Consider the following 15,391-nt stretch of genomic DNA (forward strand, 5'->3'; position numbering starts at 1 on the left):
ATACCTAGGGTAAACAGGGGCCATCTGGCGTGAACCGAGCGGATAGCCTCCACCCTATCGAACGCACCGCACCGGAGAGGGACATGGAAGTCAAATGGATCGAGGACTTTATTGCCCTCACACAGCACCAGAGCTTTTCGCGGGCGGCGGAGATTCGCAACGTCACCCAGTCCGGCTTCAGCCGGCGCATCCAGGCGCTAGAGCAGTGGGTGGGCGCCGAGCTGGTGGATCGCAGCACGTATCCGCCCACGTTGACAGCGGCAGGCCGCCTGTTTGAAGAAGCGGCGGATGACGTGCTGAGCAAGCTGATCGACACGCGCGCCATCATCCGTTCCGAACACCGCATGCCGGGGCCAGGGCTGCAGATTGCAGCCGGCCACACGATCTCGCTCAACTTCCTGCCAACGTGGTTCACGGCGGTTGGCAAGCAGATCGGCAACCTGCGGGCGCGCGTCATTCCGGGCAACGTGCACGACTCGGTACTCACGCTCGTCAACGGCACGTGCGACCTGATGTTCGCGTACGACCACCCCAACCTGCCCCTGCATCTGGACCCGATCAAATACCCCAGCCTGACGGTCGGGCGCGACACCTTCATGCCGGTCAGCAAGCCCAACGCGCGCCTTGGGCCGATGCATCGCCTGCCCGGCACGGCCAACCGGCCCGTGCCGCTGATCTCTTACACCCCCACCAGCTACTTCGGCCGTTGCCTGGCGCTGCTGCTGAGCCAGGCCGAAGCGCAGCCCTTCCTGCGGCTCGACTACGAATCCGACATGGCCGAGGTGCTCAAGAAGATGCTGCTTGCGGGCGAAGGCATCGCCTGGCTGCCGAAGAGTTCAATTGAAGCGGAACTGGCCGCCGGCGTCCTGGTGCCGGCCGGCGGGCCGACGTGGTCGCTCGATCTGGACCTGCGCGTGTACCGCAACCAATACACACGCAACGAGCTGCTCGAAAAACTCTGGCGCCATCTCAGCCTGCCCTGAGCCTGCCAAGGCGGGCAGCTTGCTCGTTTACCCGAACTATGCGGCATCCGCATGAGCCCGTGCGGGAGTCGCATCACGGCGCGGGCTGCCGTTCCTACACTCCGTCCACGCAATGCAAGCCGAGCCGCAATCGCCGGCCGGCGTCATGCGAAAGGCCACGGATTCGGTGTTCTCCGATTCCGGCAAGAGACCTCACTGGACGGAGCACCATGAAAAAGAATCGCCTTACCGCAACCATCCTGGCAGGCATGCTGCTGGGCATCGCCGTCGGCTATGCGTGCCACAGGCTCGCCCCCGACGCCAATGCCGCCAAAGCCATCGCCGGCTATTTCTCCATCATCACGGACATCTTCCTGCGGCTGATCAAGATGATCATTGCGCCGCTGGTATTCGCCACGCTCGTCTCGGGTCTGGCCGGCATGGACGGCACGCAGGCCGTGCGCCGCATCGGCCTGCGTTCGGTCGCGTGGTTCGTTTGCGCGTCGCTGATCTCGCTAGCGCTCGGGCTGGTGCTCGCCAACGTGCTGCAGCCGGGCGCGGGGCTGAACATGACGCCCAATGCAGCTGACGTTGCCACCGGCCTGAACACCGCCGGCCTGAACTTCAAAGACTTCATCACCCACGCATTCCCCACCAGCGTGCTGGATGCCATGGCACGCAACGACATCCTGCAGATCCTGGTGTTCTCGGTGTTATTTGGTGTGGTGCTGGGGGTGCTCAAGGGCGACGAACGTGTCGCGCCGCTGTCGCGCACCATCGATGCGCTCGTGCCCGCCATGCTCAAACTGACCGACTACGTCATGGCGCTGGCGCCCATCGGCGTGTTCGGTGCCATTGCCTCGGCCATTACGCTGCATGGGCTCGATGTGTTGACAACGTACGGCAAGCTGGTCGGCAGTTTCTACCTGGGGCTGGCGCTGCTGCTGGCCATCCTGATCGGTATCGGCCACCTCTTCCTGGGCCGCCAGACGTGGGCGCTGCTCAAGACGATTCGCGAGCCCGCCATGCTAGCGTTCTCGACCGCCAGCAGCGAAGCGGCCTACCCGCGCCTGACCGAAAAGCTCGAAGCCTTTGGCGTTGACAAGAAGGTGGTGGGTTTCACGCTGCCGCTGGGCTACGCGTTCAACCTCGATGGTTCCATGATGTACCAGGCGTTTGCGGCGCTCTTCATCGCGCAGGCGTTTGGCGTCGAGATGCCGCTGTCGCAGCAGATCCTGATGCTGCTGGTGCTGATGGTCAGCAGCAAGGGCATGGCCGGTGTGGCGCGTGGCTCGGTGGTGGTGGTGGCAGCGGTGGCGCCGATGTTCCATCTGCCGCCCTCGGGCGTGGTGCTGATCCTGGCCATCGACCAGATTCTGGACATGGGCCGCACTGCCACCAACGTGGTCGGTAACAGCATCGCCACCACGGCCATCGCCAAGTGGGAAACACGCCGCGCCGCGCGTGAGCAGACGCAAGGTTTCGACGGCCTTTCCGGTATTTCGGGCGAAGCAAAATGACAACCCCGCACACCCGTCGCTCGCTCGGCGTGATTGGCGGCCTGGGGGCGCTGGCCAGCGCAGACGTGTTCTTCAAGCTGATCCAGTCCACCCCCGCCAGCACCGATGCGGAGCACCTCGACATCGCGTTCGAGCAGCATCCGTTTTATCAGGCAGGCCACACGACGGCAGCCACCACGGAGCGCAAGCTCTACATCTTCGATCTGATTCGCGATTTCCAGCGTCGCGGCATCGGGGCGGTGGTGCTGCCTTGCTTCTTGAGCCACACCTTCATTGATGAACTGAGCGCCAATTCACCGTTACCCATCATCGACATGATGGCCGGGTTGCGCAGCCACGTGCGGCGCAAGTTTCCGGCCGCGCGCCGCATTGGCGTATTGGCCTCGGACACCACGCGCAACAAGCGTTTGTTCGAGCGCTACTTCAACGCACCGGAGTTCGACGTCATCCACCCGCGCGTTAATGGCATCGACCGCGTGACCGAAGCGGTGTATGCCCCCGACGGCATCAAGAGCGGCAACCTGCGCGGGCGGCCCATTGCGCTGCTGCGCGAAGCCTGCGCCGATCTTGTTGCCCAGGGCGCCGACCTGATCCTGCCGGGGCTGACCGAGATCGCACTGGTGCTCGGCGAGCTTGGCCCGCTGGACGTGCCCATCGTCGATTCCAACCTGGCCTATGCGCAGTATGTGGTGTCAGGGCAGCACGATGCGCCCGGCAAGCTGTTCAAGGTGGGCGTAGTGGGTGGCGTGGGGCCGGCCGCCACGGTCGACTTCATGCAGAAGATCGTGCGCAACACGCCGGCCACGCGCGACCAGGACCACATCAAGCTGCTGGTCGAGCAGAACCCGCAGATTCCCGACCGCACCGAAAACCTCATTGGTGAAGGCCCGGACCCGACCATCTCGCTGTACGCCACGTGCCGCAAGCTGGAGGCGGGCGACGCCGACATCATCGCCATCCCGTGCAACACGGCACATGCGTACGTGGAGCGCGTCCAGCCGTATCTCGGCATCCCGATCGTCAACATGCTGACCGTGACGGCCGAACATATTCGCGACAGGTTTCCCGCCTTGCGCAAGGTCGGCCTGCTGGCGACCTCCGGCACGGTGGCCAGCGGCGTCTACCGCAAGGCGCTGGAAGCGGCCGGCCTTGAGCAAGTGGTGCCCAGCGCCGAGCGGCAAGCCGGCGTGATGAGCGCCATCTACGGCCCGCAGGGCGCGAAGGCGGGCTTCACCGCGGGCACCTGCGTAGACGATTTGCTGGCCGCCATCGACGCGCTGGCCGCAAGCGGCGTCGAGGTGGTGATTCTCGGCTGCACGGAACTGCCGCTGCTGCTACCCCACGCCAGCGTCACCACATCGCAAGGCCGCGTTGTCACGTTGATCGACCCGACCGATGTCCTGGCCCGGCACTGCGTGACGCGTGCACTCGCCCACCCTTCTCCATCGCATTCCAACGCTTCACTGCAAACCACATGACCCATCGTATCGAACACGACCTGCTCGGCGACCGCGAGGTCCCCACCGATGCCTACTACGGCGTGCACACGCTGCGCGCGCTGGAGAACTTTCCGATTACCGGAACCCCTATCTCCGTGTATCCCCAATTGCTCAGGGCATTGGCCAGCGTGAAGGCTGCCGCAGCGCTGGCCAATCACGAGCTGGGGCTGCTGGACAGCCTCCATGCCAACGCCATCGTGCACGCATGCGAGCGTGTGCGGGCGGGCGAGGCGCACGCGCATTTCGTCGTCGACGTCATCCAGGGCGGCGCGGGCACGTCCACCAACATGAACGCCAACGAGGTCATCGCCAACCTGGCGCTGGAGTCGCTTGGCCACGCACGCGGGGACTACCAGCACCTGCACCCGAACGAGCACGTCAACCTGAGCCAGAGCACGAACGACGTCTATCCGACCGCGCTGCGGATTGCCGCGCACGAAGGCGTGCTGGCCCTGATCGATGCGATGGGCGTGTTGCGGCAAGCGTTCGAGCGCAAGGTCGAAGCGTTTCGCGGTGTGCTGAAGATGGGCCGCACGCAGCTCCAGGACGCCGTGCCGATGACGCTCGGCCAGGAGTTCAGCGCCTATGCCGTCATGCTGGGCGAAGACCAGGAACGCCTGGCCGAAGCCGCCGCACTGATGCGCGAGATCAACCTGGGCGCCACAGCCATCGGCACCGGCATCAACACGCATCCGAGCTATGCGGCGGCGGTTTGCCGGCATTTGGCGCAGATCACTGGCATTCCGCTGGTGACGTCGCACAACCTGGTGGAGGCCACGCAGGATGTGGGCGCGTTCGTTCAGCTCTCGGGCGTGCTCAAGCGGACGGCGGTCAAACTATCGAAGACCTGCAATGACCTGCGGCTGCTCTCCAGCGGCCCCCGCGCTGGGCTGGGCGAGATCAATCTGCCGCCCATGCAGGCGGGGTCGAGCATCATGCCCGGCAAGGTGAATCCGGTGATTCCGGAAGTGGTCAATCAGATTGCCTTCGAGGTAATCGGCAATGACCTGACCATCACCTTTGCCGCCGAGGCCGGGCAGCTTCAGCTCAATGCCTTCGAGCCCATCATCGCGCACAGCCTGTTCAAGAGCGTTGCGCACCTGCGCAATGGGTGTCTGACGCTGGCTGAGAAGTGCGTCGACGGCATTACCGCCAACGAGGCGCACTTGCGTGCCAATGTGGAACACTCGATCGGCATCGTCACCGCACTCAATCCGCATATTGGGTATGCGAATGCCACAGCGATTGCGCAGGAGGCGCTCGCGAGCGGCACCAGCGTGTATCAGCTCGTGCTGGACAAGCGCCTGCTCAGCCGCGAGGCACTGGACGAGATACTGCAGCCGGAGATGCTGGCACAGCCGCGTGCAGTGGCGGCGGTCAGGGCCATTTGATCGAACGCAATTAAGGTGGTCCGGCGTGCCGTAGTGGGGCCCGAGGCAAGGCGCCGCTTGAAGCCAAGCTCGGGCCTCGGTTCTAAGAGCGCTCGGCAGCCGGAGCCTGCACCGCCGGCTCTGCTTCGGCTGGGCGCTTCGCCTGACCGATGCGCTGTGCCTGATAGATGCCGGTGTGGCCTGAGAAGAGATAGCTCACCACGCACGCAATGCCGGCAAACGTGCCGACTTCGGGGCCAAAGAGTTCCATCGCCATCAGGGTCGACGCAATGGGCGTATTGGCGGCGCCCGCAAACACCGCAACAAACCCGAGACCGGCGAGCAGCGGGAACGGCAGCGGCAGCACATAACCAAGCGCATTACCCAACGTGGCGCCGATGTAGAACAGCGGCGTGACTTCGCCCCCCTTGAAACCGGAGGCCAGCGTGACGATGGTGAAGGCCGCCTTGCCGGCAAAATCGTAGGCCGGCAGCGGGTTGTGGAACGCATCCACGATCACGGGAATGCCGAGGCCCAGATACTTGTCCGTGCCCAGCGCCATGGCCGCAGCCACGACCACGCAGCCGCCCAGCACGGGGCGCAGCGGGCCAAATGCAATGTGATGCTTCAACAGGCGGCTCAGCCGGTGCGTCAGCGCCGCGAACGTCATGCCCGCCAGACCGAAGACGATGCCGGCCAGCACCACCAGGCCAATCGCGAGGGGCGTGAGATGCGGCACAAAAGGAATCGCATACGGCGTGTGATGCACGCCCAGCAGCGGCGGCACCAGGTCACCCACAATGGCTGCGATGAAACATGGCAGGATCGCGTCATAGCGCAGACGCCCGATCGCAAGCACCTCCAGCCCGAACACGGCACCGGCCAGCGGCGTGCCGAACACCGATGCGAAACCGGCGCTGATGCCCGCCATGAGCAAGATGCGCCGGTCCGCCGGGGGCAATGCGAACAGCCGGGTCAGGTAGTCCGCAAAGCTGCCGCCCATCTGGACCGCCGTGCCCTCACGGCCGGCCGAACCGCCAAAGACGTGGGTGACAACGGTGCCCATCAGAATGAGCGGCGCCATGCGCTTGGGCACGACACGCTTCGGGTCGTGGATCTCGTCGATGAGCAGGTTATTGCCCCCTTCCACCGAGCGTCCCGTGTAGTGGTAGAGCAAGCCAACACCAAAGCCCGCCACGGGCAGGAACCACAGCAGCCAAGGGTGGGCGCTGCGCGTGTCGGTGGCCCAATCGAGCGCCAGCAGCAATACCGCAGAGCCGAACCCCGCAAGCATGCCGACGAGCGATCCCAACGAGAGCCAGCGCAGCAGATACCCAAACATGAGCAGCGGCTCGGAGCGAGTGACCATTTTCTTCATGATGACCAGATTCGAAGAACTCAAACCTGAGCGACAGAACGTCGTATGGGCGCGTGCCTACAACTCCCTTCTCTCAGGAACTTGTAGGCATCATCAGCCGGTTTCGTTACCGATCACCGGCGGTTAAGGGAGGAATGCCATCTCCACAAGGTCGTGCATTTTGCCTGAAGGCGGCCACGGTCACAACCCGGCACAATCGCGCGCAACCCAGAAAGAAGCCCGCCCAGGCATCACACCGGGCGGGCTTTCTGACTTCAGGCGGCCACTTACTACCGCAAACCCTTCACGCGGCCTGCGGTGATGTCGGCAGGTTGCCCGCCAAAGCTCGTCCGCAGGTAATTGGCCAACGCAGCCAGTTCCGTATCGTTCATCTGCGCGAAGCTGGGCATCTCCTGCATGGCTTCCGTGCGCGGGAAGCGCTGCGCTTCAATGCCGTCGAGCATCGAGACAAGCAGGTTATGCGCGTCGGCATTGCGCACGGTGGCGTTGCCCAGCATCGGCACGGCAACGTGCGGCTTGCCTTCGCCGTCGCGGCCATGACAACCGGCGCAGACGGCGAGGTAATGCGCGCGTCCGGCCTTGAGTTGGTCGACATTCTCAGGCGTAGCGGCCACCGGCTTGAGCGGTTGCGGCGCTGGGGCCTTGTCGCCAAGCAGATACGTTGCCAGTGCACCCACGTCCGCCTGGGTGAGGTACTGCGTGCTCAGGTGGACCACCGGGTACATCTCGCCAAAGGCGGAACCCTGCGGCGCGATGCCCACGCTAAAGAACGTCTGCAGATCGGCCTGCGTCCAGCCGCGTGCAGCCAGCCCAGCGGGCGTGATGTCCGGCGCAACCACGCGGCCAAGCGCAGCGCCGGCGAGCGGCTTGCTGCTATCGAGCTGACCGGCAAACCCGCGCGGGCTGTGGCACTCGGCGCAGTGGCCCAGCGCGTTGGCCAGATACCGGCCACGCTGCCACGCCGCCGCATTGCCGACGGAGGCATCGGGCAGCGCGTCCTTCAGGAAGAACACGTTCCAGCCTGCCATGGCGATGCGGATGTTGTACGGAAAGCGCAGCGCATGTTCGCGGTTGACGACGGCCACAGGCTTCACCTGCTGCGTCAGGTAGGCGTACATCGCATCGGTATCGCCGCGCGACAGGCCGCGATACGACGTGTACGGCATCGCCGGGTACAGGTGCTTGTCGGGCGTGACGCCATCGTGCAGCGCCTTGTAGAAATCGTCCGCGCTCCACTTGCCGATGCCGTGCGCCTTGTCCGGCGTGATGTTGGTGCCGTAGAACGTGCCGAACGGCGAGGCCAGCGCCACGCCACCCGCAAACGGTGCACCGTTCTTGGCCGTGTGGCAGGCCGCGCAATCGGCCGCACGCACGAGGGCGCGGCCGCGGTTGATGAGGTCTGCGCCGGTCAGCTTGGCCGGGGGCGGCTGGTCAGCGGCAGGCGGGATGTCGGCGGCATGGTCACCACAGGCGGAGAGCGCAGCGGCGGCCAGGAGGGGCACCAGTGGCAGCAGGGCCTTGCGAGCCAATTGGGTCAGTTCAGCCATGACCATCACTTACTGTCCTTGACGAGTCCGGGCGTGCTCAGGACGACGTCCTTCACGGCCTCGAAGTAGCGGACATAACCGGTGCAGCGGCAGATATGGTCGTTCAGTGCTTCGGTAATCGTCTCGTCAAGCTTGTCGCGCGACACCGGCTCGCGCTTGAGGCGCTCCACCAGAACCGTCGCCCCGTTGACGAAACCCGGCGTGCAATAGCCGCACTGGAAGCTGAAGTGCTCCAGGAACTTCTGTTGCACGAGCGTGAGCGACACCACCTCGCCGCGCGCGTCGCGCTTGGCATGCCCTTCCACCGTGCGCACCTTCTTGTTCTGGAAGAAATGCGCGCCGGTAATGCAGGTGCGCACTTCTTCGCTGGTGCCGTCCGGCTTGTCGAGGATGACCGTGCATGCGCGGCATACGCCCTGCCCGCAGCCCAGCCTCGAGCCGGTCAAGCCCGCATATTCATGCAGAAAGTCGATCATCATCAGGCCCTCGGGCACTTGCGTTGGGCCGACGTCCTTGCCATTGATATGCACGGTGAGCGGTTTCGTCGTGATGGTCGTGCTCATGCCAGTACCTCCTGAATCTTTTCCGCGGTCACTGGCAGGCTGGTGAAGCGGTGTCCGATGGCATGCGCGATGCCGTTCACAATGGCGCCCACCACCGGGATCATCACCACCTCGGCGATGCCCTTGGGCGGGTCGGTTTCCGACACGGGGGGCAGCACCGTGCCGGTCTGCGTCCACACGGCCACGTCCTTCGCGCGCGGCAGGTGGTAGCGGTTGAAGTTCCACGTGCCGTTGCCCGGGCCGTCTTCGTACAGCGGCAGGGCCTCGTGCAGCGCATGGCCGATGCCCATGGCCAGCCCGCCCTGCAATTGCCCCGACACGAGTTGCGGCGAGATCTGCGTGCCGCACTCCATGATCGTGTGGTGCGACAACAGATCGACCTTGCCGCTCGCTTCGTGCACCGACAGCTCGACCAGCGTGCCGACCGCGCTGTAGTACGTGACCGACGCGTTGTTACGCTGCGTCGGCGCGATGTAGACCTTCTTGCGATCCAGCACGTGGTAACCGCCCGGGGTGGTCATCCTGGCCTTGCGAGCCGCATCGGCACCGTCGCCGTAGCGCACGGACAAACCGTCGATCGGCACGCGTGTGGCCGCGCCATTGACCTCGAAATCGGCTTCCGTCCATTGCCAGCGGTTGAACACGTGTACCACCGCACCCGTCACCAGGCCCAGCTCGTGCGCCTTCTTGACGATCCGCTCGTAGGGCAGTGCCTCCAGGCCGCCGGCCGAGAGCTTGCCGTCCACCCAGCGCGCATCTTCCACGCGCACCACCAGCGAGGCCGCCTGGCCACCGCCGATGCCCTGGCTCCAGATCGCCATCGCTGCCGGCCACAGGCCATGCATGAAGACGATGCGTGCCGCCTCGCGCGTGCTGTGCGTGAAGTAGTACGCCGAGTTGGTCGCGCTGGATGGCGATGCATATGCCGCAGACCAGCGCGGGTTGGCCGATGCCTTGTCCTGCTCGGCCTGGCTCATCAGGTACGGGTCGCCGCTGGTGACCACGGGCAAGTCCGCCCACTCGGTCACCGCCACGCGCACTTCCGATGCCGGGCGCCCCAGCCAGCGCGCCACCGCCACGGCTTGCGAGGTCGACATGCCGGTACCGATTTCCGCCGCCACGTGATGCAGCGTGATCTGTCCATCGGCGCGGATTTCCACCTTGGCGAACGACGCTTCGGCGCCCGTGCCGAAGTCCTTCTGCACGCAGGCAAAACCCACGCCGTAGCGCTTGCCCGGGTGTGCGGCTTCAAACTCGGCCTTCTTCTTTGCGCGGTTCACCCACAGGGGGTGCACCTTGGCGGCCTGCAGCACTTCATCCACGCGGATGGCACCGGCGGGGATCGCGCCCTGCGTGTTCTTCATGCCCGAACGCAGCGCGTTCTTCAGGCGGAACTCGATCGGGTCGAGCTTCAATTGTTCGGCAAACTCGTCGACCATCACTTCGGTGGCCGCCATGCTCTGCAGCGTGCCGTAGCCGCGCGCCGAACCCGCGTCGATGGCGCGCGAGGCAATCGCCACGCCAGTCAGGTCGTTCTTCGGGAAGTAGTAGATCGACTGTGCAGCCGTCGCGCCCACCATCGCGACGGACGGCGAGAAGTTGGCACGCCCGCCGCCATTGGCCTCGAAGTGGCCCTGGAACGATTGGAACAGACCCGTCTTCTTGTCGACGGCGATGCGGTACCGCATCTTGAAGGCGTGGCGCTTGATGGAGGTCTGGAACTGCTCGTAGCGGTCATTCGCCAGGCGCACGGGCTTGCCGTCGGCATACAGCGCCGTCACCAGGCCGTAGAACGGGAAGTTGTAGTGGTCTTTCGAGCCGTAGCCGACCGTGTAGCACGGGTGCACGATCACCTGCTTCACCGGGAACGCGCCGCGGGCGCGGGCCACCATCTCGGCCGCGCTCTCGCCCACTTCCACCGGACTTTGCGTGGGCACAACCATGTGCAGCGTCTGCGTGGCGCCGTCGTACCAGCAGTTGGCGTTGTCGCTCTCCAGCGCGGCCGTGTCGACCGATTGCGTGTTGTACTCGCGCTCGAGCACCAGCCAGTCCGCCGGCGGTTGGTCCAGTTCTGCGGCAATCTGGTTGGCGTAGAAGATGCCCTGCTCGCCGAGCTTGCCGTGGTCCACGCCGTCGGGCCACACGGGCTCGTGCTTGCGCATCATGCTCGGGAAGATCGGCGCGTTCTTCAGGCTGGAGAACACATCGTCGTCATACGGGCCTGCGCCGCCCACGCGCACAAAGCGGAAGGTGCCCCAGGGATCGCGCTCCAGCGGGCCGGTCTGCGCGCCGTACCGGATGATCTTGTCCTGGAACTTGAGCTTGTCTTTCGCAAAGCGGAAGCGCGCGAAGTCGTGATAGACCAGGATGGCAACGGCATGCCCAAGATATGCAGGCGTCTTGCCGGTGGGCAGCAGCATATCGTCGCCATAGAAGGCGGGGAAGACGATGCCATCGCGCGCCAGATCGTCGGCGGTCACCACGCGATCGGGCTGCAGCGCATCGCCCAGCAGGCTCAGGTCGAACCCTTCGTACGTACGGTCAGCCAGCGTGGTGCGCAGGATGAACGCATGCGATTGCTGCTGGGGCCAGTGCGGCATGTCGCGCGAGCGGATGTCACGCGCGAAGACCTTGTCGCCCGTCACCTTGGCAATGCCGTCGATGCGGAACCTTGGCGTGCCGGTTTTCGGGTCCCATTGGACGGGAGTGAGGATCTTTTCTTCAAACAGGGCCGCAAAAGCGCGGCCGCCCAGCGGTGCGATATACACCGAGACGCCGGCCACGACGGTCGCTTTCAGGAAAGCGCGGCGTGACGGATGGGTAAGCGGCATGAATTCTTCCTCGACGGGAGGATGATGTGGGGAAAGAGAAGGAGAAGGGGACCAAGTGCGGGTGTTGCAAGCGGCTCCGCCTCTTTCGATTTTGGTTCGCGCTTTGATCGATAACAAGACGAAGTGACGAATACCGTCTATTTGGCGCGCGTTATCTGCCTTGGCATTCTTTTGTGCATACGCAGCATTGCTGCCCTCGTTTTAGCCGGGTTCCACCACGCTTGATGGCAGGCGCAGAAATCGCTCCCGGGTCGTCGCGCAGGCGTTGTCCAATCGCATTCACCAGTGTGCGCAATCAAGGGCGGATTGTTCAGCATGGGGCGATCCGGCATGCTGCGCAGGTTGAACTGCCGTCAGATCGAACCATCACGACATCGCGCCCGCCACAGGAGACATGCATGACCGCCCAACTGATCTTCGACGACCGCGCCACCGATGCGGGCACGCTGCTCGCGCGCGGCGCAGCCCTGGCCGGTGGTTTGCGCCGCATGGGCGTGCTTGAGGGCGACGTGATCGGCGTGCTGCTGCGCAATGCGCCCGCCTACATCGACGTGATGCACGCCTGCCGCATTGCGGGGTGCTACTTCTGCCCGATCAACTGGCACTTCACGCCGGCCGAGGTGGAGTTTCTTGTGCGCGATTCGGGCGCCAAGGTATTGATCGGCCATCGCGACCTCGTGGATGCAGTGGAACCGCTGCTGCCACCCCACGTGCAACTGCTGCGCGTGGACGCCGAAGGCACCGATCGCGCCGACGGCTATGCCAACTGGCTTGCGCTGCAGACGCCGTACGACGGGCCGCTGGTATCGCCACGCGGGCACATGGCCTATACGTCGGGCACCACGGGCCGCCCCAAGGGCGTGGTGCGCCAGGCCGTACCGCTCGATCAGCTCGATGCACATCTGCAGAAAGCACGCGCCGTGGTAGCCGCCACGTTCGGTATCGTGCCGGGCTGCCGTGCGCTAGTGCCGGCGCCGCTCTATCACAGCGCGCCAAGCCTCTTCGCTCAGCAAGCCGCGCAGATGGCGGAGGTGCTGGTGGTGAACGCGCGCTTTGATGCACTGCGCGTGCTGGAGCAGATCGAGCGCTACCGCATCGACACCGTCTACCTCGTGCCGATCATGTATGTGCGCCTGCTCAAGCTGACGGAGGAAGAACGCAGCCGCTACGACCTGTCTTCGCTGCGCTTTGTGGCATCCACGGGCGCACCCTGTGCCCCCGAGATCAAACGCCGCATGATCGACTGGCTCGGCCCCGTCATCTACGAAACGTATGCATCGAGCGAGACCGGCATGATCACCGTGATGGACCCGCGCGACGCGGCCGCCCGCCCCGGCAGCGCCGGCCGCCCGGTGTGCGACGCGCGCGTGCGCATCCTGCGGGAAGACGGCACGCCCTGCCCCACCGGCGAGATTGGCCTGATCTACAGCCACCAGCCCGCGTACCCCGATTTCACCTATCGCGGCAATGACGAAGCGCGCGGCAAGATCGAGCGAGACGGCCTGGTCACGCTCGGTGACATGGGCTACCTCGATGCAGACGGCTACCTGTATGTATGCGACCGCGCTTCGGACATGGTCATCTCGGGTGGCGTGAACATCTACCCAGCCGAGATCGAACATGCGCTACTGCGCCACCCCGATGTCGTGGACTGCGCCGTCTTCGGCGTGCCCGACGACGAATACGGCGAGCGCCTGATCGCCGTGGTGCAGACCGAGCGCGCGAACGCGCAGGCCGAGCCCGTGATCGAATGGCTGCGCGGCCAGATTGCCGGCTTCAAGATCCCGCGCCAGATCGAGTTCACCACCGCGCTGCCGCGCGACGACAACGGCAAGATTGCCAAGCGCCGTCTGCGCGACGCATGGTGGGGCGACCGGCAGCGGCGCGTGTGAAGGCGCACGAACCGCTGCCGTCGTCGATCACGCGATGGCAGCCTCCTGCTCCGTGCCCGACTTGGCGAACAGCGTGCGCTCCGTGAACTTGATGTTCTGCGGATCGTAGTACGGGTCGGCCCATGCGGCGGACGTCTTCAGGAGCAGCGGGTTGGCGGCCGTGGCCTTCGATTCGCCGGCGCGAAAGCGATAGTGGTCGAACAGGCGGATGGCTTCGATCGCGTAGGCTGTGACGATGGCCGGGTCGTAGATGGCGATCAGGCTGTCGCCGTTCTGCTCCTCACCGCCCTTGGACAGGTTCGACGAGCCGCAGAACACCACTGGCTCGTCGCCATTGAAATCGCACACGACAAACTTGTGGTGGATGTGCTGGCCAGTGCCGGCATCCACCTCCTGCTTGAACGGCGCAGGCGCTTCGTCCTTCAAATACGCGAACGACACGGTTTGCGAGGGCACATCGCGGCCGGGCGCAAAGGCATCCACACCACCCTGTTTATCGATCACGCCCAGCGAGAGCAGCCCAGCCTTGTGCGGCACAACCTGTTCGAGCGTGGTCAGCATCTCGCCACCGCCATCGGTGGCCATCACCGCAAACAGCACGGACGACAGCGCACCCTTCACGCGGTCAGCCGCCTCCGTCAGCAACGCATCGGTCTGATGCGGCGAGAACCCGAAGCGCGCCCGCGGTGTGCTGCCTTGCGGTACCGCCTGCCAGCCGGCGGCCAGCGCATCGGCGCGAAAGGCAGCCGCCACCTTGCGGCTGCCGGCGGAATCCTCACCGTACTGGCCGATCCACCCCCACAGATGCTCGAACACCTGCGCATAGAGCTGTGCGGCGTCTTGCCCGAACACCAGCACGCTGTTGGCCTGCACGTACAACCCGCGCAGCGAGAAATTGGCCGAGCCTGCGAGCACGCGCACCGGCTTGCCGGCGGCATCGCGCAGCAGGATCGCCTTGTGGTGCTGAAAGCGCGCAAGGTGCGTGCGGCGAACGTCCGCGCCGGCCTGCCGGAAGTATTCAGTGGCCTGCGTTTCGAAGGCGTTGTCGGTGCCATGGCCCGCCGGGTTGGCGCCGGTGCCGACGTAGTTGTCCTGGATCACGCGGACTTTGCGCCCGTTCTGTGCAAGCCACGCAATGGCACGGATGATGTCCGGCTCGTCCAAGTCATAGGCGAGCACGTCGATGCCGTAGCCGTCGGACGCCCGGCACTGGTTCAGCAGATCGATGATGAGACTGCGGCCGGTGGCGCCCAGGTAGGCGTACTTGTTCTGATACGGCTGCGTGTCGTACAGCAGCGGCGATTTTGTTTGTGCGCGCTTGTCCGGCGCCAGCGCCGTGTTGCCGCCGTAGTGATCGATGAACGCCTGCGACGACACATAACCGCGCACCATGCCCACGGTGGCCCAATCGCTCATCGGCTGTTGCAGCGTCACGTGCACCGCGCGCGTGGCGCGCGTTTCGAGCTGCACCGGGTTCGTCGACGCAAAGTAGCGCACGTGCACGGTGTAGCTGAGCTGCGTGGCCGCGTGGGGCGGAAAGTGGACCCAGTGGAACGACTGAAACGGCGCGTCGATGGAATCGGCGTACTTGCCGGCCTTCAGCGGCGCATCTGCATGAACGGGCGTGTCGAATGTCAGCCGGTTGGCCACCCAATACGGCGCCCCGCCCTGCGGCGTGCACTGGATGGCAAAACCGGCCAGATCGGCGCGATCGGCATCGGCCACATCAAAGGCGAACAGCACCGCACTGTCGCCCTGATACACCTTCACCTGGAATGAATCGACGGATGTCGCCATGGGAGCCTCCTGGGGTGGCAAAGCATCCGCCA

Annotated in this window: 10 protein-coding genes and 1 riboswitch; of the genes, 5 read left to right on the plus strand and 5 right to left on the minus strand. The window is 65.0% G+C overall.

All coding sequences use genetic code 11. The annotated features are described in order from the left end of the window. The first annotated feature begins 83 nt into the window (after positions 1-83). The 4 genes from R2N16_RS09020 to aspA all read left to right on the plus strand — a co-directional run bounded on the left by R2N16_RS09020 (position 84) and on the right by aspA (position 5,372). A complete protein-coding gene (locus R2N16_RS09020) occupies positions 84-983 on the plus strand; it encodes a LysR substrate-binding domain-containing protein (RefSeq protein ID WP_316665288.1) in 900 nt (299 codons plus the stop codon). A 209-nt stretch (positions 984-1,192) separates the two neighbouring features. Beyond that, entirely contained in the window at positions 1,193-2,482 is a 1,290-nt protein-coding gene (locus R2N16_RS09025) for a dicarboxylate/amino acid:cation symporter (RefSeq protein ID WP_316665289.1), read from the plus strand. Beyond that, a complete protein-coding gene (cuyB, locus tag R2N16_RS09030) occupies positions 2,479-3,960 on the plus strand; it encodes a cysteate racemase (protein WP_316665290.1) in 1,482 nt (493 codons plus the stop codon). Before R2N16_RS09025 ends, cuyB begins: the two co-directional genes overlap by 4 nt. Continuing rightward, positions 3,957-5,372, plus strand: coding sequence for an aspartate ammonia-lyase (gene aspA, locus R2N16_RS09035; protein WP_316665291.1), 1,416 nt, complete (start codon positions 3,957-3,959; stop codon positions 5,370-5,372). Before cuyB ends, aspA begins: the two co-directional genes overlap by 4 nt. Positions 5,373-5,454: 82 nt before the next feature. Here the strand turns inward: aspA and R2N16_RS09040 are convergent, their stop codons facing one another. The 4 genes from R2N16_RS09040 to R2N16_RS09055 form a co-directional block, all read right to left on the minus strand. Then, positions 5,455-6,729, minus strand: coding sequence for a voltage-gated chloride channel family protein (locus R2N16_RS09040; RefSeq protein ID WP_316665292.1), 1,275 nt, complete (start codon positions 6,727-6,729; stop codon positions 5,455-5,457). Between the two features lie 77 nt (positions 6,730-6,806). Beyond that, a riboswitch (Fluoride riboswitch) is annotated at positions 6,807-6,883 on the minus strand. Between the two features lie 115 nt (positions 6,884-6,998). Next, the gene (locus R2N16_RS09045; protein ID WP_316665293.1) at positions 6,999-8,276 is read right to left on the minus strand and encodes a cytochrome c; all 1,278 of its coding nucleotides are present in this window, start codon (positions 8,274-8,276) and stop codon (positions 6,999-7,001) included. Between the two features lie 5 nt (positions 8,277-8,281). After that, complete coding sequence (locus R2N16_RS09050; protein WP_316665294.1) at positions 8,282-8,839, minus strand: (2Fe-2S)-binding protein; 558 nt, start codon at positions 8,837-8,839, stop codon at positions 8,282-8,284. Beyond that, positions 8,836-11,670 (minus strand): xanthine dehydrogenase family protein molybdopterin-binding subunit, encoded by a 2,835-nt coding sequence (locus R2N16_RS09055; protein ID WP_316665295.1) that lies wholly within the window; start codon positions 11,668-11,670, stop codon positions 8,836-8,838. The genes R2N16_RS09050 and R2N16_RS09055 overlap by 4 nt, the downstream gene beginning before the upstream one ends. Before the next feature lie 398 nt (positions 11,671-12,068). Between R2N16_RS09055 and R2N16_RS09060 the strand changes: the two genes are divergently transcribed. After that, complete coding sequence (locus R2N16_RS09060) at positions 12,069-13,562, plus strand: acyl-CoA synthetase (protein ID WP_316665296.1); 1,494 nt, start codon at positions 12,069-12,071, stop codon at positions 13,560-13,562. Positions 13,563-13,589: 27 nt separating this feature from the next. On the opposite strand, the gene R2N16_RS09065 is transcribed toward R2N16_RS09060, so the two are convergent. Further along, the gene (locus R2N16_RS09065; RefSeq protein WP_316665297.1) at positions 13,590-15,359 is read right to left on the minus strand and encodes a phospholipase D-like domain-containing protein; all 1,770 of its coding nucleotides are present in this window, start codon (positions 15,357-15,359) and stop codon (positions 13,590-13,592) included. Positions 15,360-15,391 lie beyond the last annotated feature (32 nt).

It is taken from the genome of Ralstonia psammae, assembly GCF_958405935.1.
Classification (GTDB): Bacteria; Pseudomonadota; Gammaproteobacteria; order Burkholderiales; family Burkholderiaceae; genus Ralstonia; species Ralstonia psammae.

What these genes read in the sequence shown, in the direction of transcription:
- R2N16_RS09055 (WP_316665295.1), bottom strand. Translation starts at nt 11,670, where the DNA reads ATGCCGCTTACCCATCCGTCACGCCGCGCTTTCCTGAAAGCGACCGTC.
- R2N16_RS09045 (WP_316665293.1), bottom strand. Translation starts at nt 8,276, where the DNA reads ATGGCTGAACTGACCCAATTGGCTCGCAAGGCCCTGCTGCCACTGGTG.
- R2N16_RS09040 (WP_316665292.1), bottom strand. Translation starts at nt 6,729, where the DNA reads ATGAAGAAAATGGTCACTCGCTCCGAGCCGCTGCTCATGTTTGGGTAT.
- R2N16_RS09020 (WP_316665288.1), top strand. Translation starts at nt 84, where the DNA reads ATGGAAGTCAAATGGATCGAGGACTTTATTGCCCTCACACAGCACCAG.
- R2N16_RS09065 (WP_316665297.1), bottom strand. Translation starts at nt 15,359, where the DNA reads ATGGCGACATCCGTCGATTCATTCCAGGTGAAGGTGTATCAGGGCGAC.
- R2N16_RS09060 (WP_316665296.1), top strand. Translation starts at nt 12,069, where the DNA reads ATGACCGCCCAACTGATCTTCGACGACCGCGCCACCGATGCGGGCACG.
- R2N16_RS09025 (WP_316665289.1), top strand. Translation starts at nt 1,193, where the DNA reads ATGAAAAAGAATCGCCTTACCGCAACCATCCTGGCAGGCATGCTGCTG.
- cuyB (WP_316665290.1), top strand. Translation starts at nt 2,479, where the DNA reads ATGACAACCCCGCACACCCGTCGCTCGCTCGGCGTGATTGGCGGCCTG.
- R2N16_RS09050 (WP_316665294.1), bottom strand. Translation starts at nt 8,839, where the DNA reads ATGAGCACGACCATCACGACGAAACCGCTCACCGTGCATATCAATGGC.
- aspA (WP_316665291.1), top strand. Translation starts at nt 3,957, where the DNA reads ATGACCCATCGTATCGAACACGACCTGCTCGGCGACCGCGAGGTCCCC.